At 50.6% G+C, this 21,118-nt stretch carries 22 protein-coding genes; 11 read left to right on the forward strand and 11 right to left on the reverse strand.

What is annotated here, in order from left to right; genetic code table 11:
- Positions 1-392: 392 nt before the first annotated feature.
- From WFN75_RS21645 to WFN75_RS21670, 6 genes are all read right to left on the reverse strand, one after another.
- Positions 393-1,361 carry a ParB/RepB/Spo0J family plasmid partition protein gene (locus WFN75_RS21645; RefSeq protein ID WP_288821818.1) on the reverse strand — a complete coding sequence of 323 codons (969 nt, stop codon included), beginning with the start codon at positions 1,359-1,361 and terminating at the stop codon, positions 393-395.
- Positions 1,361-2,527 carry a plasmid-partitioning protein SopA gene (gene sopA / locus WFN75_RS21650; protein WP_288821817.1) on the reverse strand — a complete coding sequence of 389 codons (1,167 nt, stop codon included), beginning with the start codon at positions 2,525-2,527 and terminating at the stop codon, positions 1,361-1,363. The genes WFN75_RS21645 and sopA overlap by 1 nt, the downstream gene beginning before the upstream one ends.
- 610 nt (positions 2,528-3,137) lie before the next feature.
- Entirely contained in the window at positions 3,138-4,010 is an 873-nt protein-coding gene (locus tag WFN75_RS21655; protein ID WP_052452854.1) for a RepB family plasmid replication initiator protein, read from the reverse strand.
- 597 nt (positions 4,011-4,607) lie between these two features.
- Positions 4,608-4,817 (reverse strand): hypothetical protein, encoded by a 210-nt coding sequence (locus WFN75_RS21660; protein ID WP_336996795.1) that lies wholly within the window; start codon positions 4,815-4,817, stop codon positions 4,608-4,610.
- A 125-nt stretch (positions 4,818-4,942) separates the two neighbouring features.
- On the reverse strand, positions 4,943-5,500 hold the full coding sequence (locus tag WFN75_RS21665; RefSeq protein WP_288821815.1) for a hypothetical protein: 558 nt from the start codon (positions 5,498-5,500) through the stop codon (positions 4,943-4,945).
- A 70-nt stretch (positions 5,501-5,570) separates the two neighbouring features.
- A complete protein-coding gene (locus WFN75_RS21670; RefSeq protein WP_288821814.1) occupies positions 5,571-5,891 on the reverse strand; it encodes a hypothetical protein in 321 nt (106 codons plus the stop codon).
- Positions 5,892-6,452: 561 nt separating this feature from the next.
- On the opposite strand from WFN75_RS21670, the gene WFN75_RS21675 reads away from it, so the two are divergent.
- From WFN75_RS21675 to WFN75_RS21690, 4 genes are all read left to right on the forward strand, one after another.
- Complete coding sequence (locus WFN75_RS21675; protein ID WP_336996830.1) at positions 6,453-7,541, forward strand: transcriptional regulator; 1,089 nt, start codon at positions 6,453-6,455, stop codon at positions 7,539-7,541.
- Position 7,542: 1 nt separating this feature from the next.
- On the forward strand, positions 7,543-9,768 hold the full coding sequence (locus WFN75_RS21680) for a KAP family P-loop NTPase fold protein (protein ID WP_336996796.1): 2,226 nt from the start codon (positions 7,543-7,545) through the stop codon (positions 9,766-9,768).
- A gap of 86 nt (positions 9,769-9,854) precedes the next feature.
- A complete protein-coding gene (locus WFN75_RS21685; protein WP_336996797.1) occupies positions 9,855-10,370 on the forward strand; it encodes a hypothetical protein in 516 nt (171 codons plus the stop codon).
- Positions 10,371-10,510: 140 nt separating this feature from the next.
- The gene (locus tag WFN75_RS21690; RefSeq protein ID WP_284974046.1) at positions 10,511-11,428 is read left to right on the forward strand and encodes a hypothetical protein; all 918 of its coding nucleotides are present in this window, start codon (positions 10,511-10,513) and stop codon (positions 11,426-11,428) included.
- Between the two features lie 219 nt (positions 11,429-11,647).
- Here WFN75_RS21690 and WFN75_RS21695 read toward each other — a convergent pair whose 3' ends face one another.
- Complete coding sequence (locus tag WFN75_RS21695) at positions 11,648-12,436, reverse strand: sulfite exporter TauE/SafE family protein (protein ID WP_336996798.1); 789 nt, start codon at positions 12,434-12,436, stop codon at positions 11,648-11,650.
- Positions 12,437-12,544: 108 nt separating this feature from the next.
- Between WFN75_RS21695 and WFN75_RS21700 the strand changes: the two genes are divergently transcribed.
- A complete protein-coding gene (locus WFN75_RS21700; protein ID WP_181368264.1) occupies positions 12,545-13,312 on the forward strand; it encodes an AraC family transcriptional regulator in 768 nt (255 codons plus the stop codon).
- Positions 13,313-13,721: 409 nt separating this feature from the next.
- Here the strand turns inward: WFN75_RS21700 and WFN75_RS21705 are convergent, their stop codons facing one another.
- Positions 13,722-14,609, reverse strand: a complete 888-nt coding sequence (locus WFN75_RS21705; protein WP_045344569.1) for an AraC family transcriptional regulator — start codon at positions 14,607-14,609, stop codon at positions 13,722-13,724.
- A 136-nt stretch (positions 14,610-14,745) separates the two neighbouring features.
- On the opposite strand from WFN75_RS21705, the gene WFN75_RS21710 reads away from it, so the two are divergent.
- From WFN75_RS21710 to WFN75_RS21720, 3 genes are all read left to right on the forward strand, one after another.
- Positions 14,746-15,489, forward strand: coding sequence for an SDR family NAD(P)-dependent oxidoreductase (locus tag WFN75_RS21710; protein WP_045344568.1), 744 nt, complete (start codon positions 14,746-14,748; stop codon positions 15,487-15,489).
- A 14-nt stretch (positions 15,490-15,503) separates the two neighbouring features.
- Positions 15,504-15,905, forward strand: a complete 402-nt coding sequence (locus tag WFN75_RS21715) for a VOC family protein (RefSeq protein WP_032611598.1) — start codon at positions 15,504-15,506, stop codon at positions 15,903-15,905.
- A 93-nt stretch (positions 15,906-15,998) separates the two neighbouring features.
- A complete protein-coding gene (locus tag WFN75_RS21720; protein WP_048242180.1) occupies positions 15,999-16,994 on the forward strand; it encodes a saccharopine dehydrogenase family protein in 996 nt (331 codons plus the stop codon).
- Positions 16,995-17,050: 56 nt separating this feature from the next.
- Here the strand turns inward: WFN75_RS21720 and WFN75_RS21725 are convergent, their stop codons facing one another.
- The 3 genes from WFN75_RS21725 to WFN75_RS21735 are packed head-to-tail and all read right to left on the reverse strand — an operon-like array spanning position 17,051 to position 19,107.
- Positions 17,051-17,791: an SDR family oxidoreductase gene (locus WFN75_RS21725; RefSeq protein WP_048242178.1), complete on the reverse strand. Its 741-nt coding sequence runs from the start codon at positions 17,789-17,791 to the stop codon at positions 17,051-17,053.
- On the reverse strand, positions 17,788-18,336 hold the full coding sequence (locus tag WFN75_RS21730) for a nuclear transport factor 2 family protein (protein ID WP_336996799.1): 549 nt from the start codon (positions 18,334-18,336) through the stop codon (positions 17,788-17,790). Before WFN75_RS21730 ends, WFN75_RS21725 begins: the two co-directional genes overlap by 4 nt.
- Positions 18,337-18,360: 24 nt before the next feature.
- Positions 18,361-19,107 carry an SDR family NAD(P)-dependent oxidoreductase gene (locus WFN75_RS21735; RefSeq protein WP_045344564.1) on the reverse strand — a complete coding sequence of 249 codons (747 nt, stop codon included), beginning with the start codon at positions 19,105-19,107 and terminating at the stop codon, positions 18,361-18,363.
- A 138-nt stretch (positions 19,108-19,245) separates the two neighbouring features.
- On the opposite strand from WFN75_RS21735, the gene WFN75_RS21740 reads away from it, so the two are divergent.
- The 3 genes from WFN75_RS21740 (at position 19,246) to WFN75_RS21750 (ending at position 21,048) form a co-directional block, all read left to right on the forward strand.
- Positions 19,246-19,848: a TetR/AcrR family transcriptional regulator gene (locus WFN75_RS21740; protein WP_336996800.1), complete on the forward strand. Its 603-nt coding sequence runs from the start codon at positions 19,246-19,248 to the stop codon at positions 19,846-19,848.
- A gap of 11 nt (positions 19,849-19,859) precedes the next feature.
- The gene (locus WFN75_RS21745; RefSeq protein ID WP_045344562.1) at positions 19,860-20,255 is read left to right on the forward strand and encodes a VOC family protein; all 396 of its coding nucleotides are present in this window, start codon (positions 19,860-19,862) and stop codon (positions 20,253-20,255) included.
- Between the two features lie 190 nt (positions 20,256-20,445).
- Positions 20,446-21,048: a tyrosine-type recombinase/integrase gene (locus WFN75_RS21750; RefSeq protein ID WP_336996831.1), complete on the forward strand. Its 603-nt coding sequence runs from the start codon at positions 20,446-20,448 to the stop codon at positions 21,046-21,048.
- Positions 21,049-21,118 lie beyond the last annotated feature (70 nt).

Below are 21,118 nucleotides of genomic sequence, written 5' to 3' on the forward strand. Positions count from 1 at the left end.
GGGTTGGGACCACGGTCCCAGTTGTGGGGTTGGGACCACGGTCCCAGTTGTGGGGTTGGGACCACGGTCCCAGTTGTGGGGTTGGGACCACGGTCCCAGTTGTGGGGTTGGAACCACGGTCCCAGTTGTGGGGTTGGGACCACGGTCCCAGTTGTGGGGTTGGAACCACGGTCCCAGTTGTGGGGTTGGAACCACGGTCCCAGTTGTGGGGTTGGGACCACGGTCCCAGTTGTAGGGTTGGAACCACGGTCCCAGTTGTAGGGTTGGGACCACGGTCCCAGTTGTAGGGTTGGGACCACGGTCCCAGTTGTAGGGTTGGGACCACGGTTCTAGTTGTGAAGTTGGGACCGTTCGTCATGAGATATAATGAGAGTAAACGGAAATTTTAAAAATTACACTGAACCAGATTGTTGAAGCTTTTCAAGAATGCCTTCAATTTGTTCGATGCAATGCTGAGGAATCTTTGAACGGTCCAGGTTAAATACAATTCTATTTGCTTTGTATTGCGCAGTTGCTCCAGGAGCAAACTCACGGTTGATTGGTGATGGTGCCACATGAACTTTAGAGATCTTAAGAGCATTAGTTAAAAACTGAATGATTTCTTCTGTTTCAAACACAATACCACTTTTGCGTTTGTCCAAAAGCTCACTTATTTTTTCTAGCAGTAAGCCTTCATCATCAATAAAAAGACGATTCAAATTATCCCCAGCTCGTGCGGATAACTCACCGGGATGAGAGAAGAGCGAAATTAAATCACGAGGCAGCTTTGAAGTGTTGATACAACGCGTAATGATTTTACGGGAAATATTTTCAGCATCTGCTAATGCGGAAATATTGTTGTTGAACTCATTCTCTAGCCGGAATGAGTAACGCCTACCTCTTTCATATGCGCTTGTTGGCCTGTAATCATTACCAATCTTGCAGAGCGAATCCATTTGCTCATCATCAAGTTCTCCGACAAGAATGCGATATTCACTTGAAGTAAGTATCGCAGCCATACGACGACGGCTGCCATCAGCAACCTCTATGTAATCAGAGACTCTCCTACCAAAACCAGGGTTCTGCTGTCCTGTAAGCAGAAATGATGGAATTAGATCATCAAGCGCTTCTTCCGTCAGAAATTCCTGATCTCGCTCATTACCAACCCATACTCTCGTGGATGTTCCAACACTGTTTCCTGGTATAGTTTCCAGTGTAAATTTCACATCACGACCACAGACGGGGAGGGTGATTAAGTTTCCTTTTGCCATTGCTCCAACCCTGGCGATTAGAGAATCAACCATAGGGGCAGCTGGAGCAGATGCTGGCGTAGCAGGAGATTGTGCTGGTGAAGATTTGGGTATTATCGGAGCACGTTTCATTATTTAATCTCCCAACGAGGTTTAATCAGTCGATCAAATATTTCGTTGCAAACGGGTTCCCAGATCGCGAGAGCGTTTCGCCATGCACCTGTCGATGAACGTTGATCTATGGCTTGCTCAAAGACGGTACGCATTCGAATTTGACCTTTACCAACTTCATCTGTTTCACGGACTACATTCTTTAAAACCATACTTCCCCAGGCGTCACGTATCTGCTCTTCCATCCAGGGAGACTGGGAACCGTTATTATTGCTATATTTTGTAAGAAGAATTCTGACATCAGGTTCAAAGCCTTGCAGATCAACGTTTTTCAGCAAATCACGCAACATATCAAAAAATTGTAGCGCCGATGTGTAATCAAAAAGTTCTGCCGGAGTAGGAACGATAAGTACATCAGCAGCACATACAACGTTAATAGTCCCTATACCGAGATTAGGAGCACTATCGATCACTACTACGTCATAGTCCTGAGCAACCGTTTCTATTGCAAGACGCAACATCATATGAGGTTCTGTGGGTAATTTTCCCTCGTCATAACGGCCCATTAGTTCAGTTTCAATCCGATGCAAAGCCAGGCACGAAGGAATTATATCCAGACCCGGCCAACACGTTGGCTTAATGGCATATGTTGCATCATCTCGTTCGCCAAGATAGAAGGGGAGAAGTGTATCTTCAGCATGGATATGCAGATCCGGAACCCATCCATGATACATGGACGCAGTACCCTGAGGATCATTTCCTTCTATCAATAAAACGCGCAGGCCTTTTAAAGCAAGGTCTTGAGCAAGATGGACAGATACAGAAGTTTTATAAACACCGCCTTTATGAGCAGCAACACCAATTACCGGTGGAACACTATCACCCGGTCGACGCAGACGTGTTCCAAAAACATCACGCATATGATTAATCTGTTCAATGGTATATCCAACGCGCTGTTCTACCCGGCCACGCTTTTCCATGTCAGGATGGGGGAGGCGGCCTGCTTTTTCTGCATCCCGAATGGCTTGAGATGAAACACCAATAAGATCTGCAGCTTCCCCGACACGCCATCGACGTGTAATTTTTCTTGCTTCAGGGCTATCATCGTTAAATTGTGCAATAGCAATCGCTTTTGTCATTTCATGACCAGCTGTGATGCATTGGTCAAGAGTATCCATTAATCCCATCTTAAAGTCCTTTAGGTTAACTTTGCATTAATACATTAAATCTTGATAAATGACGCAAAGCAACACTAAAAATGCAAACCAACCCTAAAATTACAAAGTTGTTCAAAAAATGAATAGATAATGAGTTAATCAATAGCATAAGTATGGTAATTGCAGACCCCGCCTTATAGCACGCCGTGGTTGCGAATAAAATTTTCCTTGAAAGGGTAAATACAAAGGGTGCTAAGGGGGAAATATGAGTCTCGATATCGGGGAGCTGAAGAGGGAAACCAAGTGTGATTAAGGGAGCTAAGGCGGGAACTTAAGAAAGTGACTTATAGAGGGAACTAAAGATGGCACAGGGAGCTAGGGAGGGAGTAAGAAATAAAAAAGGGAGCTAGAAAGGGAAGGAATCTGTCGAACCTGGTTTCACAGCGAGTTACAGGGAAGCTTATCCCGCTACAGCTCCCCATATCTAATCAAATCGGTTTTCTTTAGCCCAACAACATACCCTTCGTTCAATATGCCGCAAAGATAGCCCGTCACAGGTCACCTTGTGCAGCTGTGGGGCGATACCCTCTGCAGCTCACTTTTGAATAAAAGTATCACCCGCTCTAAGTCACTTTTCCCTCTACAGGTCACTTGGTTTTAAGGCAGGGTTTCTACTAAGAACTCGCACCATAGTCTCACGTCCTTCTTTTTTAAGGAGATAGTCCAGGTAGCCAATGCTTTTTAGTTTCTGCAAAGCTGCACGAATGACTTTGTTTTGATCGCTGATTCGATTGGTGAGCATCAGTCGAGCTCTCAATCTGGTGAACGAAATGTCCGCTGGACGTTCAGGAAGACTGGCTAAGTAGGTGTATAGCGCCTGAGCAGCCTCCTGCCGTGGAAGCGCGTTAAGCGGTTTCTTACGCAGTAGGGTGAGATAATCTGCCCTATACAGCTCCCATAACTTGCTATCAGCCTCAAGCTCGATGGTATCTTCATCCGAATTAAAACGTCCCGTCTTTAATAACCCTGTGACATAGGCGCCTTTTGAGCCGATAGTACTCAAAGTAATAGTCTTACCTCGAATACGTGTTAGAGAATCGCGTATGTTCCCACGAAGCCTTGAATCCAGGCGTTTTGAGGGTATCTGACATAGCCCCGCGAACTCATGAAATGAAAGAGTGATCGCGTTGCTGGCAATACCGTACTTTGAGAATGCGTGAATTATCCCCATCCAGACCTTTAAGTCGGTAGAAAGGTTAAGCCTTGGCCCGGTGATAATGATCTTCGTATAACCTTCTGACCTTGAAAGCTCTAACGAAGACAAGATTTCGCTTGCATCAATTGCATCGCCTGAGTCACCGCTTTTGTTTGCTGGAACAAATATGCCTAGACGCATCAATGCTGCAGGCTGAACACTTGAATTGCTGGTAACTGTTAGTGATTTCCCTTCTCCTTCTACAGATTCAGGGATAGCATCAGGAAAGAAGTATATGTTTTTATTAGAATTATCCAACTTATCCACCTTGTGAAAAATTTATACAGTGTAGTGAGAATTTTCCCACCACAGCTCCCTATGTTACCCACTGTAACTCCCTTTTCTCCCTCTGCAAATCACTTTTTACCCTCTCCAAGTCACCTTTTACCCATCACAGCTCCCTTTATACCCGCTTTAACTCCCTTTCTTCCCTCTACAACTCCCCTTAACACGGCTCCAAGTCAGGTAGGACAAGGCTCTCAGCGATCGGGGATCTGTTTGGTTCTAATTGGAACTGTTGGGATCCATAAAGGATCTTATCTGGATCTGAAATATTGGATCTATCCATTGTATATGTGGATAACTATATTGAATTTTCTGGATCGCTGTTGGTGTAACAGAAAGGGCCAACTAGCGTAGTGTCAGCGCGTCAGGGTAGTCGATCACCATCGGCAGCTTCGTAGCAGAAAACGTAATGCCTTGGCCTGATATTGCTGGCATCATTGTAAGTTGTTCCCTATGGAAAGGTATTGCTCTGTAAGACGTACCAATACTTTCTGCGCATAATCTTCGCACGGGAACAGAGCAATTTCTCACCACTGTTCCTCCCGACGCCGATAGCGCTAAGGGTCATTGTTATCGGAACATACCGGCGCAGCTGTAGGGCGTACCCGCATGCGGAACGGATACGAATGGCAATATATCCTCATCGCGGGAATACTGTTCCGGTGACGGCTTCTCCCTGCCGTCCTTCTTAGACTGCTGTTGCTGGCATAGGGTCAACAGTGCCACTATCTCATCGGCGAACGTACTGGCATGTGTCTCATGCAGACTTGCATTATTCATATTGTTCTCCTTGGTATGTCAGTATCGTTTACCTACCGGGCCCTGATATTTAAACCTTTCATTACATTCCAGCTTCAGGTTCTCTACTTGTCCTTCTGACGGTTTTGGTCAGGTAGAAGGGATCATCAGGCATGTTCACGGACTTCCTTCCGACAGTAGGACGGCGCCTCGCCCGGATTACGGGTGATATACGCCGGAAACTCAGTGATCTCGGTCTGGCTGTAAGGCGAGAAGTTTTCAGTGCCACCGAAACGGCTGCGGAATCCTTTAAGTACTGCCTCTTCACCGGCAGGTCCGGCTGCGGGCATTGAGACGGCCATGCTTTCAGGATCAATAAATGAGTACTGCCCTTTCTCATCACTGCGCTGGTTCATCAAAAACGTCAGTGTCAGATCACCGGCATCGCTTTCTTTCGCCCCCTGAGTTTGCCAAGTGACGGAAACGCTATAGAGGGTATGACCATTTTCTCGGGACTCGACCTTTCCCCTAAAGATCATTGTTGTTGGTAGGCTGAGTTTTCCGTCTCCCGGAAGGTCTGAGTGGCAGACAACTACACTGCCGGGCGGGTAGGCCTCATCGAGTCGCCGCATTTCTTCCCGGGTTGCGGCGCCGGCTCCGTAAATCGTGCTGGCAAAAACTACCATAATTCCTAACCGGCTTGAGATCCCCTTAACTGTCTTCATTATGCTTTCATCCTGATATTTGTCGGTTCAGTCCGGTAAAACGAATTGAGAAATTCCGCCTTCATTATTATTAGATGAAGTAATCAAGACCATGAATGACATCTTCATCCAGATAAGTACCGGAAGGATTTGTACTGGACGAATCGATGTTCGGATCAAAGGTAAGTGGATAACTCCCTGAACCGTAAAACCACAGAGCGGTGGCAGGGCAGTAATAAGCAAGGGGTCTGTTTGATTTCGAAACCACTACCCATTGATTTTTCGTGGACGGAGATATTGTTGCAGGATACATGTGAGCAGACCAGGGACGAGTAGTCAGCCACAAATCTGTATGTCCCATATATTTTCCGGTCAGGAATGCCCAGACCTGGCTCAAAAGCTTGTCACACATCAGTTATCAATCCTTCCCCAACAAACAGTCACTCAGAGTAGTTATGGTGCGCAACACAATCCACTGAGCACATCCCTGCGTCTGTCACTCGGATTATTTTCCCCTGCAGTCATCATTTACATGATGATAATAAGCAACCATATAGCCACGCGGATAAATTACCGGATGGCTGTTCCGGTGTGATCCGACTTTCTGGCGTATCACAACTTTCCGGAAGTTTACCATGCACACGGAATAACCACTCTGCCCTTTTCCGGGGGTGAGCGGACGGTCACGTGAAAGGGACGAAACACAACATATAGCGTCGTGAGCAGCTGTCAGAACCTCTACATATTGTGTCAGGGGCCGATAACGCCCCGGAGGGGAGGAAGCAGATCCGGAACTCAGGGTTTCCGGATCTGCGGTGAAATGAGAGAGGGCAGGAGATGCTGTAGCGCCAGAATCATCACTTTCATTAACTATGTTCCATCACAAATGTCAGCTTTAATTTATAAAATTAATAACAAACAACTTTAGTGCTAGGTTAGCATGGCTATTAAAGCAAAGATGAAAGGAATGATGATGCTCAGCCAGCTTAACCTGCGTTTTCATAAAAAACTGATCGAGGCGCTGAAAGTGCGTGCCGGCCGCGAAAATACCTCCGTCAATGCGCTCGCCGAACGCTTCCTGGATGACGGCCTCAAAACGGCCGCTGCCGGCGACGGATATTTTCAGCTGGTTGCCGATCCGGAGGCCACGGTCCGGCAGCTCTACCGGCATATTATTCTGGGCCAGACCTTCGGTTCCGCCCCGATCTCCCGTGATGAGCTGCGCTTCATGCTGGCTTATGCCCGGGAGGCCTTTATGCGCGGGCACGGCAGGCTGGCCACGCTCCCGGCCCTGCGCACCCTGCTCACCATCACCCGCGATCTGCTGGCCTGGCAGGTGACAAACGACCGCCCGATGGATGGCCCTTATCTGAAGGGGATCTTCCGCCTGAACGGCGAGAAGTGGGTGGAAGAATTTGACGCCTTCCTGGCGGAGCTGCGCCCCGTCGTTGACCAGCGGTATGCCGAACATCTGCTGCGCCCGCTGGAAAGCGACTGTTTCCGGCTTGGGGAGATCCCGGACGCGACGCTGGCGGAGATTTTCACCCTCCCGCGGCTGCGGGACATCTTCCCCCTGGTCCTGCGCGGCCTCGACTGGAATGAGGATAAGGCCGCAGCCCTGGCCCGGGATCTGCGCCCGGTGGTTCCGGCCGTGACGGAAACCCTGTCGGCCGGGACCCTGCGCCTGGACTTACGCACCGACGGCCAGTCTCCGGGCCAGCGCCCGGGGGCCTGGTATGACACGCCGCGCCTGCACCTGATGATCACCGGCCAGGATTTTGTGGTGCCCTGTGACTGGGCAGCGTTCTGCGAACTGCTGGGCCTGTTCACGCTTTATGCCCGTCATCCGGAGGTCCTGGCTCAGGGGCACCACGGGGAGCGGGTGATGTTCTCCCCGCCGGGACACGTCACAAAGGAAGGTTTTTTCGGGATCGACGGGCTGCGAATTTTTCTGCCGGCAGAGGCGTTTGAGACCCTGGTCCGGGAGCTCACCACGCGATGTGCAGAAGCCACGCTGGCAGAGGCCCTGACCGGGCTGCGCTGCCTGTACGGAGATCTGTGATATGGCGGATACTGATGCAATAAGGCTGGACCAGTCCGTCACCAGCCCGGAACAGGATCGCTACGGCTTCCGTCATGTCGCCACACAACTAGCGCAGTCTGTTCAGGATATTGGCCGCGAGGGCAGTGCCGTAATTGGCATTGAAGGTCCCTGGGGTTCGGGGAAAACCAGTCTGCTGAACCTGCTGCGTGCCGAACTGGATGAGCAGAAAGAAGATAGCACCTTTGTCATGAGCATCTCCCCCTGGCTTGATGGCAGCGGAACCAGTCTGGTGGAATCGTTGCTGATACCTGTGGCAGGAAGCATTGCAGCTGAAGAAAAAAATCGCCTTTCGCCCGAAGAGCGGAAAATACTGGATAAGAAGAAGACGGTTACCCGGACAGCACGCACGCTCATGGAATATACCAGAGCAACGGCCCGCAATCTGGCCCCGCTGGCTCAGACGGCCGCAATGATCCCGGGCGTACCGGATGCCAGTAATGCTCTGTCCGCGCTATCGGAAACCAACTGGTTAAAAGAAAAGGAAAAAACGACAGCAGATCTGCGGGCAGAAATTTCGCAAAAAATAATCGAAATGGACCTCAGCTTTATTATTCTGCTCGACGATCTGGACAGGCTGGAGCCCGCCCAGGCTGTTGAGGTTGTCCGCCTGGTCAAATCCGTCGCCGATTTTCCCCGCTTTCGTTACATACTCTGTTATGACAAAGCCGTACTGGCGCAGGCCATCAAAAAAGGGCTGGGTGTGGAGGATGGCGAACTTTACCTGCAGAAAATCGTGCAGATTTCTTTCAGCCTGCCGAGGCCGGAATCTTTCGTTCTCCGGCGTGAGTTTATGTCGGGTGCCGTCGCATTGTATGAGTCCGTTAACGATTTTCCACCAGATGAACGGCTTCTGGATAATCTAAAGAGGGTGACGGATATTTACGGCGAGGCACTGAAAACCCCCCGTGAAGTTCATCTCGCGCTGAATAACCTTCGTTTCAGGTACAGCGGGATACGCGATTATGTTTATCTGCCTGATTTGTGCTTTCTGCAGCTGATACGTATAACCAATCCGGGGCTTTATGACTGGGTTGAGGAATACCTGACGGAACGCGCGATGGTAGAGTCAGGCGATGGCAGCGTAAGTCAGGAAGCACAGGAGACTCTTACCGGCTCGCTGCTTAACTGTATCGCTCTGTACCGTTCATCGGAAGCAAAATCGGCAACCTCCCTGCGTCATTGTGTTCCTGGAATTTCCGGATTTAAGCCTGAACACCTGGAGCTTTTCAGGCCAGCGGGAGAGGAAGAAAAGATAGCGATGACAGCAGATCGCCGTCTGGGTAGTGCAGCTTACTGGCGATACTACTTTGCCTTTTCCTCGCCCCAGAATGTCCTGCCACCGGACTATTTCGATGAACTGTTCCGCAAAGCAGGCATTCCTGCTGAGCAGTCAGCTCTGGCGGAGGAGTTACTTGCGCAGATAAACAGCAACGGTATCTCTTCCCGTACCTGGTTTGAACATATCCTGAGCCAGCTAACATGGCCTCAGATAGCTTCCCGTGCGCCCGAATCCTGTGCCGGTCTGCTGCGGTTCTTCTTTGAACATGGCAGTGAGGTGGAAAAGCGTTATGTGGCCCGCAATGTCTGGTTTGCCCATGAGGATCTGGATATGGACAGTGTGGTGGATCATCTGCTCAGACGCATGTATGAGCACGAAACCGGTATAAAAATCAGCCATTTTGCGGAACTGATTATGGAAGCAAAGGACTGGCACTGGATCGCCTGTTATTTTCATCATCTGCTCAACCGGCACGGGCTGGTCGGTAACAGAGTCGCCACTGACAGGATGCAACTTTTTTCTGCAGAGCAACTGCAGATTATGCGCAGCCAGCTGGCAGGAAGGCTCGGCTCAGCTGAAATCACCGGGCAGATTCTGGAAATAAATGATCTGACCCATTACCTCTGGGCCTGGTGCGATATCAGCGGAACCGGGGCCGTTCGTGAGTGGGTACAGTCAGCCACCGATCAGGATGACGACGCGTTCCTGAAACTGTTACTGGCCCTGCGTTATAAAGGCCTGAATACGGCAACCGGGCGCTTTCAGGCTCTCAACGTGTCACAGCATGCTGAGTACCTGGGAGAACCAGAAACAATACAGAACAGACTTAAACGAATTGAGGAAGAGGGATTACACAACGAACGCCTGTTGCTGGTCAACGCATCCATAAAGCGCAACCGCATCTGAACTTTATCACCGGCTCACACGGCGGGCATGTCGCATCAGCGATCGTATTCTGTGTCAGGACACTGCGTCTTTTCCTGCTGGAAGAAATGTTGGAGACAGAGGTCCGTAAATTCAGAATCATATGCAAGGAAGGCACACCGGCGAACGCAGTTGTTATACCTGCAACCGTTAAAATGGTAGAGCCGCATATGCGGCCTTACCATTTCTGCTGTTGTGCCAGCCATTTTGTGGCCACTCAGGCGGGCATGGCGGGCGGCATTGACGTTTTTTTAAATAACGACCTTATGGATTACCAGATAGCTGGGACAGGAAAAAGTTTTATCGGAAAATACTTGGACGTGTGGAACTACGATAGCGCGAAATATCAGCAACGTTACCAACAGGCTGTCAAAACGTTTACGAATAAACCGATGACAAAAGGGGATTGTAATCAACTGAGTGCTGATATTTACAGGCAGAATCAGGCACTGCCCAGCGTCGACCAACAGCGCCAGCAGGAGCAACAGGAACGCCAGACCCAGTCTCTCAATGATGTCTTGAAAGGACCTGTGCAGACCAACTGCACCCGGTACGGGAATTCCGTTTACTGTACGTCCTATTAGCTCTTTATGACGCGTATTGTCACCATTATCTGGCGCCACGCTGATTTATCCCGGTAGAGGAAATGCGCGCCTTTACACCCTGTTCAGAGGTAAAGTAAGAACATTCAGTTAGGAAATTTGTTTAGCGGAGTGATTGCATTTTGGAAAAGATCCAGGCGACTGCGGTTAAATATATCAAGCTGGGAGAGGGAGGCGAATGGGAACATGAGTGCCTGACATCTGGCATTATTAAGTTTGGGTACCACAAAACGCCCCATCAGATGTGCCTTGAGGGAAAGTGGGAGGATGTGAATAAAGTCTGGTTAGAAGAAAGGAAAAATAACCAGTCCACTGCCACCAGTGATGTCAGACAGATAAGGACGTTTTACACCGCCACCCCCGATATACTCTTCATTACGTTCAGCCAGGGGTTATTGCATTGGTGCCAGCCTTCCGGAGAGGTCACCGAACTGGATGATGGCAGTAGGACCCGCCCCACGGTGAGCGGATGGCACAGCCATAGTCTGGCCGGGAACCTTCTATCCCACAGCGTCCTGAGCGGTGCTTTACTCGCTACACAGAATTACCGGGGGACCATCTGCGATGTGCGTTTGGCCGATTATGCCCTTCGAAAAATCAATGATGAGCAATCGCCGGAAATCATCAGCGCTGATATTGCTAAAGCTCAGTACCTGAAGGCTATTACCAAGCTGTGTAGTTTGCTTACCTGGCAGGACTTTGAGTTGCTCGTAGATCTGATTTTCTCCGCCAGCGGATGGAGAAGAACCGGGAGCCTTGGCAGGACACAGAAGACTGTCGATATTGAGCTTGAACTGCCCACCACCGGAGAACGGGCATTTGTGCAAGTGAAGTCTGTTGCTGAGCAGTCTGTATTCTCTAACTATCTGTCACGGTTCCAGACCAGTGACAGCTATGATCGGATGTTCTTTGTCTGGCATCAAGGGACATTGAGTGAGGATCTCCGTGCTGAAGGCGTCACTATGATTGGGCCCACGAGGCTTGCAGAACTCATACTGGACACCGGGCTGGCACGATGGCTTAGAAATAAGGTTTCGTAATAGCCCGATACCTTATCGGTTACGGGCATTTATGCTAGAAGATGCCTTTTCTTATGCTGTGTAGTGGATAGCTAAATTTGGCCACTTTCAAAGGTATGTTAATTTCTGCTCCTCGCTCTAAGCGGACCTTGAGTGCGGCCCTCCACTTTGTGCCAGAAACGGACGTTTATGCAGATATTGCCGCTGTAAAAGCAACTAAATCTGCAAAGCAGGATTTGCTTAAAGCAACATAGCCACCAGTACCATGCACAACAGCATCACGTAGATTCGCGCGTGCCAGACATCAGGGACGGCGGGAATCACCCGGCGGCTAAATATTATACCCGCCCAGCCAGCCACCAGGAGCAGGCCCAGAATCTTCAGGCTGATAAAACCCACAAAACCGCCTGCCGAAATTTTGTGCCAACCACTTATCGCATAGGTCACCGCACCGCACAACGCCACCGGCAGGGAAAGCGGATTAGCCGCGCTAATACACTCTCGCATCGTATGACCGTGTCGCCGCAACAACGGCACCGTCATTACGCTGCCACCCACGCCCAGCAATGCGGCAATTGTGCCGATTAGCATACCGCCACCGGTGACCGTCAAAAGTGACAAACGACGCGGCGCATTGCCGCTGAAGAAACCTTTGCGCAACAGACAGTCCCCAATTGTCATCAGCATATAAAAAATAAACAGCTCGCGAATCAACACCTCGCTTAATATTCCCGCCAACCACGAACCGGCCACTGCGCCCACGGCGATAAACCACAACAGCGGGAATAAGATGGGCAAAGAAAGCCTGCCCGCACGCCAGTTTTGAAAGCTGACCCAGCCCGCGTTAAAAATCATCACAGCCGTTGAAGTGGCCACGGCGATATGCATCGCATCACTTGCCAGCGGTGGCTGCCGCACCAGCAGCTGGTAAACAAACGGTACCACTACAAAGCCGCCGCCAAAGCCAAAAAGCACTGTTGTCATGCCGGTAGTAAAACCGGCCAGTGCGATAATCATCAGATCGTTCAAAGAAGTATCTCGTTGTGAAAATGAGCCAGCAGCTTATCGCGCCAGCGCCCCGCTTCCCATTTGCATGGCGCTCAATTATCCTTTCAAACCGGTCAGAAGGAGGCGAATGTGCGAAACGGAAAAATTGACGATTTAGATCATCTGAATCGGGAGGTAGTAGCGCTAGGAAACGACTATGCGGAGGGATTTTTCCTGCAACCACACCAGCACCGCCGCGCGCAGCTTCTGTATGGCGCAACAGGACTGATGCACGTTTCAACCTGTGACGGAGAATGGGTGGTTCCCCCACAGCATGCGGTATGGATCCCACCCGACACCATACACGCGGTCCGGTTTGTGGGCGTTACCACCCGTAGCTTATATATTGAACCCACATACACGATGGGGTTTATTAAACACCGTCGCTGTGAAGTGGTAAGCGTATCGCCATTACTACGTCAGTTACTGCTTGAAGCGGTGGATTTGCCGCCGCTATATGAAAGCGCACGCGATTGTGCGCTGGTAAAGTTGCTATTACTGGAACTGGCGGCAATGCCGGTTCGCGAGTTCGACATTCCGCTTCCCCGACATCCGGCTCTGCTGGCGCTTTGTCAGGCGTTTTTAATCGCCCCGTCTGTTCACGATCCTGCTGAGCGCTGGGCCAGGGCGCTGTTTATGAGCGCCAGCACATTTCGCCGCCTTTTTTTACGGGAAATCGGCATGTCATTTTCAGCCTGGCGCCAGCGAGCTTGTGTGGTCCGCGCGCTGGCGTTGTTGATAACAGGCAGGCCGGTGTTTGACGTGGCGCTCTCTGTTGGATACGACAATGCCTCATCGTTCGCGACGATGTTCCGCCGCGTTACGGGGCAGACACCCTCATTTTATCATCCTGTATAATCTCAAAACGACTGCATATTCATAATGTGCACTATTCGCTCAAAGCGAACCTTCTGCCAGTTGTGAAAGATAACCCTTCGCACGAAGGTTCTTACCAGCTACTGTCTCATACATCCCTCCAAACCGGCAGCTAATAAAGATCCGACTTTACCTTTTTTCGGATCTCAGGAAAGGATGAAAACAATTGGTGCTGATAGGGCGCTAATCATCTCTGATTGTTGCGATGAATGGATTATTGCCATATAGGAAAGAGGGGGTTAATTATTGCTAAAAGTGGATAAGTCGTCCTGCCGGCAAATCAACGACGAAGCGGCACTCATCAATTTACCCTGAACGTCCACCCTGACCTCTGGCATCATGTCTGGTCAGTAAAGTCCGCTCTGTGCCATAAGCGGACATAACTCACAGCTTATGCGTTCTTGGTTAACAAAATATTTTTCAAATCTGATGAGGGAGAAAGACCAAAATGGCGCGCATATTCGCGACTGAACTGAGTATGACTTTGATAACCAACAGAATGCGCTATGGCAGTAATGCTATCACCGGTAGTGGCTAATCTCAGCCGTGCCTGCATGAGCCGCACCCGTTTCTGATACTGCATGGGGCTGAGCGCCGTTATAGCCTGAAAATGACGATGAAATGCCGAAACGCTCAGCGCGGCCATCGCTGCCAATTCTTCCACCCGCACGGCCTGCATGTAGTTGAGCTTCAACCAGTTAATTACCCTATAAATCCGGGAAAGATGCGATTCCGGCGTGGCGATATTACGCAGCATCCAGCCAAGCGGCCCCTGCAACACCCGGAATAAAATTTCACGCTCATAGGCCGGTGCCAGAGCAGATATCTCCTCAGGCTTGTTGATTAATCGCAGCATCCTCAGCCATGCATCCAGCAATTCAGACGTAACCGGAGCCACAGAAAATCCCGCATGGTAAAGATGCATCTTGTCAACAGCCGGCATGTCATCCAGCAGTTCAGCAATAATTTCCGGCTTCGGCGTCAGGCTCACAGCAAGATACGGCGCGCCGGTTTTCTCATCTGCACAGACCTTACCCACGGCGGGCAAATCAACCGACATCACAAAGTAGGTGGCAGGGTCATACTGCCAGGTTTTATTCCCAACCGTCATGCTCTTGGAGCCAGTCAGGATCAGGTTAATCATCGGTTCATATACCGCTGAAAGTCTGTGTTCAGGAATTTCTCCCTGCACCATTGCGACACGCGGTATACCGGTTTCTGTGGCCTTGTTTCCGGCTCCGGAAGCCAGCAGTCGCAGTTCAGTTAATTGTTTTTGCATCTTCGTTAAATAACACGGCACGGGACAGGCAACAAGATTAAAGCAGGATTAGGCAAATGTCAGAGAGGATTACAGGAGCCAGAGCCTGGTGCTGTGCGTAATCTTGAACTCGTCATCCATTCTGTCAGGAGCTTTTATGAAACATGTCTTGATTACCGGCGGAAGCCGCGGCATCGGAGCCAGTACGGCGATTGAATGTGCACATCGCGGCTACGGCGTCATTCTCACCTGGAATAGCCAGCCGGAAGCGGCCAGCCAGGTCGTTAAGCGGATTAAAAACGAGGGGGGACGCGCGTTAGCATTGCGGCTGGATTTAGAGGATGTCGGCAGTTTCAGTACTTTTCGTTCACAACTGGCTATGACAATGGAGACACACTGGGGCGCCAGGGGACTGAACGGGCTGGTAAACAATGCAGGATATGGTTTGTATAACCCCATTGAAACCGTGACTGAAGCGCAGTTTGACAGCTTAATGAATGTGCATCTGAAGGGCCCCTTCTTTCTAACTCAGACGCTGCTTCCACTTCTTCAGCGGGATGCCGCTATTGTTAATCTCACCAGTGCCACCACCCGCGTGGCGACCGCTGGTGTGGCACCTTACGCCACTTTTAAGGGTGGCCTCGAAGTGCTGACACGTTATATGGCCAAAGAGTTTGGTGAACGGGGGATTAGGGTAAACGCCGTATCGCCAGGCCCGATCCGTACTGAACTGGGAGGGGGCCTAAGTGATGAGTTTGAAGCATTGCTCGCCGGACAAACGGCACTTGGACGAATTGGTGAACCTGATGAAGTTGCCCGTGTTATCGCCGGATTACTGACAGCCGATGGCGGCTGGATTAATGCACAGACGATCGAAGTCGCGGGCGGTTATAACATCTGACAACGGAGCTTTTTATGCTGGACCATATCTTTATTACCGTAAGCGATACCGAGCGCTCAATTACCTTCTATGAACGCGTGCTTCCTCTTCTCGGCATCATCAACCGCCACGATTATGACGGCAGCGATGGCCCGTCAGGCCATCCCGATCTTAAGGGATTTGGAGCCAGTGGCCGCGTATTTTTCTGGCTCAGGCCAGGAATGCCATGTCCGCAGGCCGTTCATGTGGGGTTCGCGGCGGATTCTGAAACGATGGTTAACCAGGCTTATGCAGAAGCAATCGCGGCGGGAGCAACAGAAATTCATCCGCCAGGAGCACAACTTCATTATGACCCGCGCTATTACGCCGCCCAGGTCAGAGATCCGGATGGATACAGCCTGGAGTTTGTTTATAAAAGCTGGCAGCACGGGCGCTGATAACAGGGTGGTGCTGGCCAGAAAAAATTTTATATGGGTGTAACCCCACTAATGCCGACCTTAATCATTCCGCTTTAAGGATGCTATTTCTGTATGAAAAAACTCATGATTTACGGTGCGACAGGCTATACCGGCAGTATGATCGTACGACATGCGCTGGAATCCAGCCTGCAGATAATTATTGCCGGGCGCGATCGGGAAAAACTGGCAGCGATGTCGTCTGTTCTGGATGTCCCTTTCCGGGCTTTCAGGCTGGATAATCCTGACACCATTGATGGTGGCTTAGCGGATATTGACGCTGTCTTAAATTGTGCCGGTCCGTTTTTGCATACCGCACGGCCGTTAATGGAGGCAGCAATCCGCCAGAAGGTACACTACCTTGATGTGGCTGCCGAACTGGACAGTTACCAGCTTGCAGAAATCCTCGATGAAGCCGCTTCTTCAGCGGGCGTTATGCTGCTTCCTGGCTGTGGCGGGAGCGTAGCAATGCTGGGATGCCTCGCAGCTCACGCGGCCACGCGGGTCAAAAATCCGGCCAGTATCTCACTGGCGCTGCATATCACCGGCACGATGTCTCGCGGCTCTGCGGTAAGCGCAGCTGAGAATTTATCAACCCAGTGCCTGATTCGCCGTAACGGCCAGCTGATGCAGAGCGAGTCAGGTGAGCTGCGGGGCTTCGATTTTGGCAACGGTCTGCAGGCCTGTTTTCCTGTGACGCTTCCTGATGTAATCACCGTCTGGAAAGCGACTGGCATTTCTGATATCAAAACTTTCGTACATATTTCCGGTGAGGGTTTTCCGCAGGGCAATTTGGCTGAACTGCCCGATGGCCCGACAGCTCAGGAACGTGAGGCCAGTCGTTATAAGGCCGTTGCGGAAGTGCTAAATGCAGATGGCGAGACCCTGCATATGCTACTGGATGCGGTTAATGGATATAGCTTCACTGCGCTGGCGGCTGCCGAAGCCGGGCGCAGAGTGCTGGCGGGAGAATATCGTCCGGGATTCCAGACACCGGCGGCGCTATTCGGCAAACACTTTGCCGAAACCATCGCCGATACCCGGATTACGACATCTGAAGCTCTGCGCTGAAAAGAAGGAAATACAAGCTCCGTCCGTTTTTTCCGGAAGGAGCTTGTGAAAATGAATTACCAGGGTCGTCGGCCTTCCGGGCCAAAGAATTTTCCTGTCGGGCCATGTCTTTCCGCCAGTGCTAGCCTGATAACCGGCATCGCCCCCTGTTCCGGTGTAAGCGCACCGGTATTGCCATTGAGATCGGTTTTGACGTTACCCGGCTCGACGACATTGATCTTAATGCCCTGTTCGGCTAACTCTTTGGCAAAACACACCGTGGCCGCATTGAGCGCCACTTTTGAGGCACTATAGCTGAGCAGGTTTACGGTTGAGTAAATTGATGCCTCATCAGTAATCAGAGCAAGAGATCCCAGACCGCTTCCCAACATGATAACACTGGCATTTTCTGCTGTTTGAAGCAGGGGAAGAAACGCCTGGGTTACCCGTACCGGACCGAAGAAATTAACCTCAAACGTGTTTTTCATGTCTGATAAACGTGTCTGGCTCGGCGTAGCTGAGGCATCAAGCAACACGCCTGCGTTATTGATCAGTACGTCCAGCCTGTCAGTGACTGCCGATAATATTGCCGCTGCCTGCTGTACACTTGCGTCGTCAGTTACATCCATTATCAGTAGCTGGACAGTGAGTCCTTCTGCCTTTAGTTGCTGAACAGCCTCTTCGCCGCGTCGCCGATCGCGCGCTGTGATCCAGACACGAAATCCCTGCCGTGCCAGTCCTTTTGCGATCGCCAGTCCAATGCCTTTATTGGCTCCCGTAATCAGTGCCGTACGGTTATCCGATGTTTTCGCAGTCATAGATTTGCCTCTGCATTTGCACCGCTGACATGAAACCGGATATCCCCTATCAGATGAGGCACAACGGCACGGTGTACGAACTGCCATTCATCGCCGATGAGTGCAAAGCGGTCTTTGTAATGACCAGTGCAAATCGGTTGCAGGGGGAAGCCGGGCAGTTCCTGATGAACGGTAAAATAACTGGTCGCTGAAGCTTCACCGCTGAAGGGGTTTCCCTCAACCAGAATATTGGAGACGGCGTGCCAGGTGCGAGGCGTGCCGTCCTGGTGCAGCTGAATGCCCGACGACAGAAATCTCTCAATCTCATTCCTGCCCGTAATCTGATGACCGGGCACCTCCAGCGTGGCATGGCGTAAAAGTCCTGCAACTTCACTAAATTTTCCACTGTCGAGCAGATAAGGGTAAGAGTTGATGAGACGGGTAATGTCGCGCTCAGCCTGCAGAACAGAGACCAGATCTTTTTCATTTTGCGGATACATAATAGCGTTTCCTTTTGTTTCATGGAAAAAACGAGATACAACAGGAACACGATGGTTGTGTGCCACCGTGCAGGTTTATGGCCGGGCCTGTTAGGTTTGCGATGCGCCACCGTCAGCGAATAACTCGATGCCGTTCACATAGCCTGAATCATCACTGGCCAGGAATGCCACAGCGGCAGCAATTTCTTCCGGCTCGCCGATACGGCCCAGCGGGCTTTTCGCGGTAAGGAAGGCAAGTCCCTCTTCAGCCTTATCGCCAAAAGCAGCCCGTAGAGAAGGCGTGTTCGTCGGCCCCGGACTAACGATGTTGAGGCGAATGCCTGAACCATGGAGTTCTGCCACCCAGCTCCTGACCATGTTGCGCACTGCGGCTTTGGTTGCACCGTAAATACTCATTGCCGGTCCGGGATCAAAGGAGGATGTTGAACCGATGATGACCACGCTGGAGCCTTGTCCAAGCAAAGGCAGCGCCTGCTGAACAGTCAGAACCACGCCTTTAACGTTGGTCGCGAACTGTTCATCAATCTGCTGTTCAGTTATTTGACCGAGAGGCGCATGAATACCGCCCCCTGCATTTGCCACCAGGATATCGATATGACCAGTTGCTGTTTTGATCTGCTGGTAAAGTTCATCAAGACTTGCTCTACTGCTGACATCAGTCACAACTCCATTCGCTTTTTCTCCCAGCGTCATAACTGCCCGATTCAGTTTTACTGCGGTTCTTCCAGTAATCACCACGTCCGCACCGTCATCGATCAGGCGTCTGGCTATAGCCAGGCCAATACCACTGCTTCCGCCAGTAACTACGGCAAATTTGCCTTTGAGTGGCTGGTTCATTTGCGCTCCCCCTTCATTTTATGTAGTGGTCACTATAAACAGAAGCAGATAATCTGTCACCATTAATTTGTAGCGACCACTACAATAATGGCGTAAAATAGCCGTATATTTTTACGGGGACAGCCGGGTAATGAGCATATGAGTGAGACAGAAAATAACGTCAGGACACGCAGGCGTGCATTTGACCGGGAAGCAGGGATTGAGACAGCTCAGGCACTGTTTCATCAGAGAGGATATGACGCTGTTGGTATTTCTGAACTGACAAAAGCATTAAATATTAATCCGCCAAGCCTTTACGCCGCCTATGGCAGTAAAGCAGGCCTGTTTAGCCGGTGCCTTGCGCGATACGTTGATGAAGGCAACCTGCCGGCGGATAAGATCCTCATCGCCGGACGCTCTCTGGCCGAAGCCATTGAAGAATTATTTATCACGGCCGCGCGTCTGTACGTGAAATCTCCGCTGCAGCGGGGATGCCTCGTCGCAGAAGGTATGCGTGCTGACGATGAACAGGCGCGAGAACTGGCAAACCAGTATGCAAGACCAGGAATACTGTTTATTGAAGATTACATCCGCCAGTCAGAACCGGAAAGAGCGAAAGAACTGAGCGATTTCGTCGTCACCACACTGCGCGGATTTTCGGCTGCGGCGGTCACCGGCTTATCACGTCCCCGCCTGTTAAAAGTGGCCCGCATGAACGGGCAAGCTTTTGCTGCGTTACTCAGTCTAAACCCTGACACATAACGGGAGTTTTTATGTCTGCCATCGACCATCTTGAGATTTCAGTGAAAAATGCGCCGTTATCGCTGCGCTTCTATCAGCAGGCACTTGAGCCGTTAGGCTTCAGGCTGGTTATTACCCAGGAGCCAGCCAAAACACGAACCGGCGGTTTTCGTTACGGGCTTGGGCCGCAGGGCTACCCCCGGTTATGGCTGCATGACAATGAGGAAACCGGTGCATCGTTGCATCTGGCTTTTTCTACTGATAAGCGCAGCATTGTGGATCAGTTCTGGAAACAGGCTCTTCTGGCGGGCGGGAAAGATAACGGAGCACCGGGAATTCGTAAGCATTATCATTCACAATACTATGCAGCGTACGTTTTTGATCCTGACGGTAATAATCTGGAAGTCGTCTGCCAGCAGGTAAGTTAATCAAGTCGTCCATGCTACGCTTATTATGTTAACCCGCAGCTTAATCCGGGTGGAAATGACACGCGAAATTTTTGCCCGGATTTGCTCGCTTCGTGGTTTGTCATGTGCGTTGCTTAACGCCAAAATCGTCCGCACCTCGCTCATAAAGGACAACCATACTCAAATCTCCCACATTGCAGGAGATTTGAGTATGAACACGTCACCGTGGAATAAAGACCGTATCATAGGCCAAAAAAGACCACTTCAGATATCTCATATCTGGGGGATCCGAATCCGGCTTGAACTGGAAGGTAAAACGCGTGATTTAGCTCTGTTCAATATGGCCTTAGACAGTAAGCTACGAGGCTGCGATCTGGTGAGCCTCAAAGTATCTGATGTTGCATATGGTAGCTCGGTTTCAAGCAGAGCTACGGTGCTGCAACAGAAAACCGGTAGCCCTGTGCAATTTGAGATAACCAAAGGGACAAGAGAAGCTGTTGCTGCATTGATAAAGCTTGGCAATTTGCACAGTAAAGACTTCTTGTTTCGGTCTCGGATCGGAACTAACCGGCACATATCAACCCGACAATACAGCCGAATTTTTCATGGGTGGGTAGAAAAGCTTGGTCTCGAAGCTTCGCTTTACAGCACACATTCCAAGAGAAGAACAAAACCTTACTTGATATACAAGAAAACCAAGAATCTCCGGGTGATACAAATTCTGTTGGGCCATAAGAAACTGGAAAGCACAGTCCGTTATCTGGGCATCGAAGTCGATGATGCGTTAGAGATATCTGAATCGATTGAAGTCTAAGGTTGTCAGGGCTGCAACAGCAGCCCTGTGCCAGAAGCAGACATAACATATAACTAAATGAGCCAGCCCT

This window comes from Leclercia sp. UBA7405 (assembly GCF_037152215.1).
Lineage (GTDB): Bacteria > Pseudomonadota > Gammaproteobacteria > Enterobacterales > Enterobacteriaceae > Enterobacter > Enterobacter pneumoniae.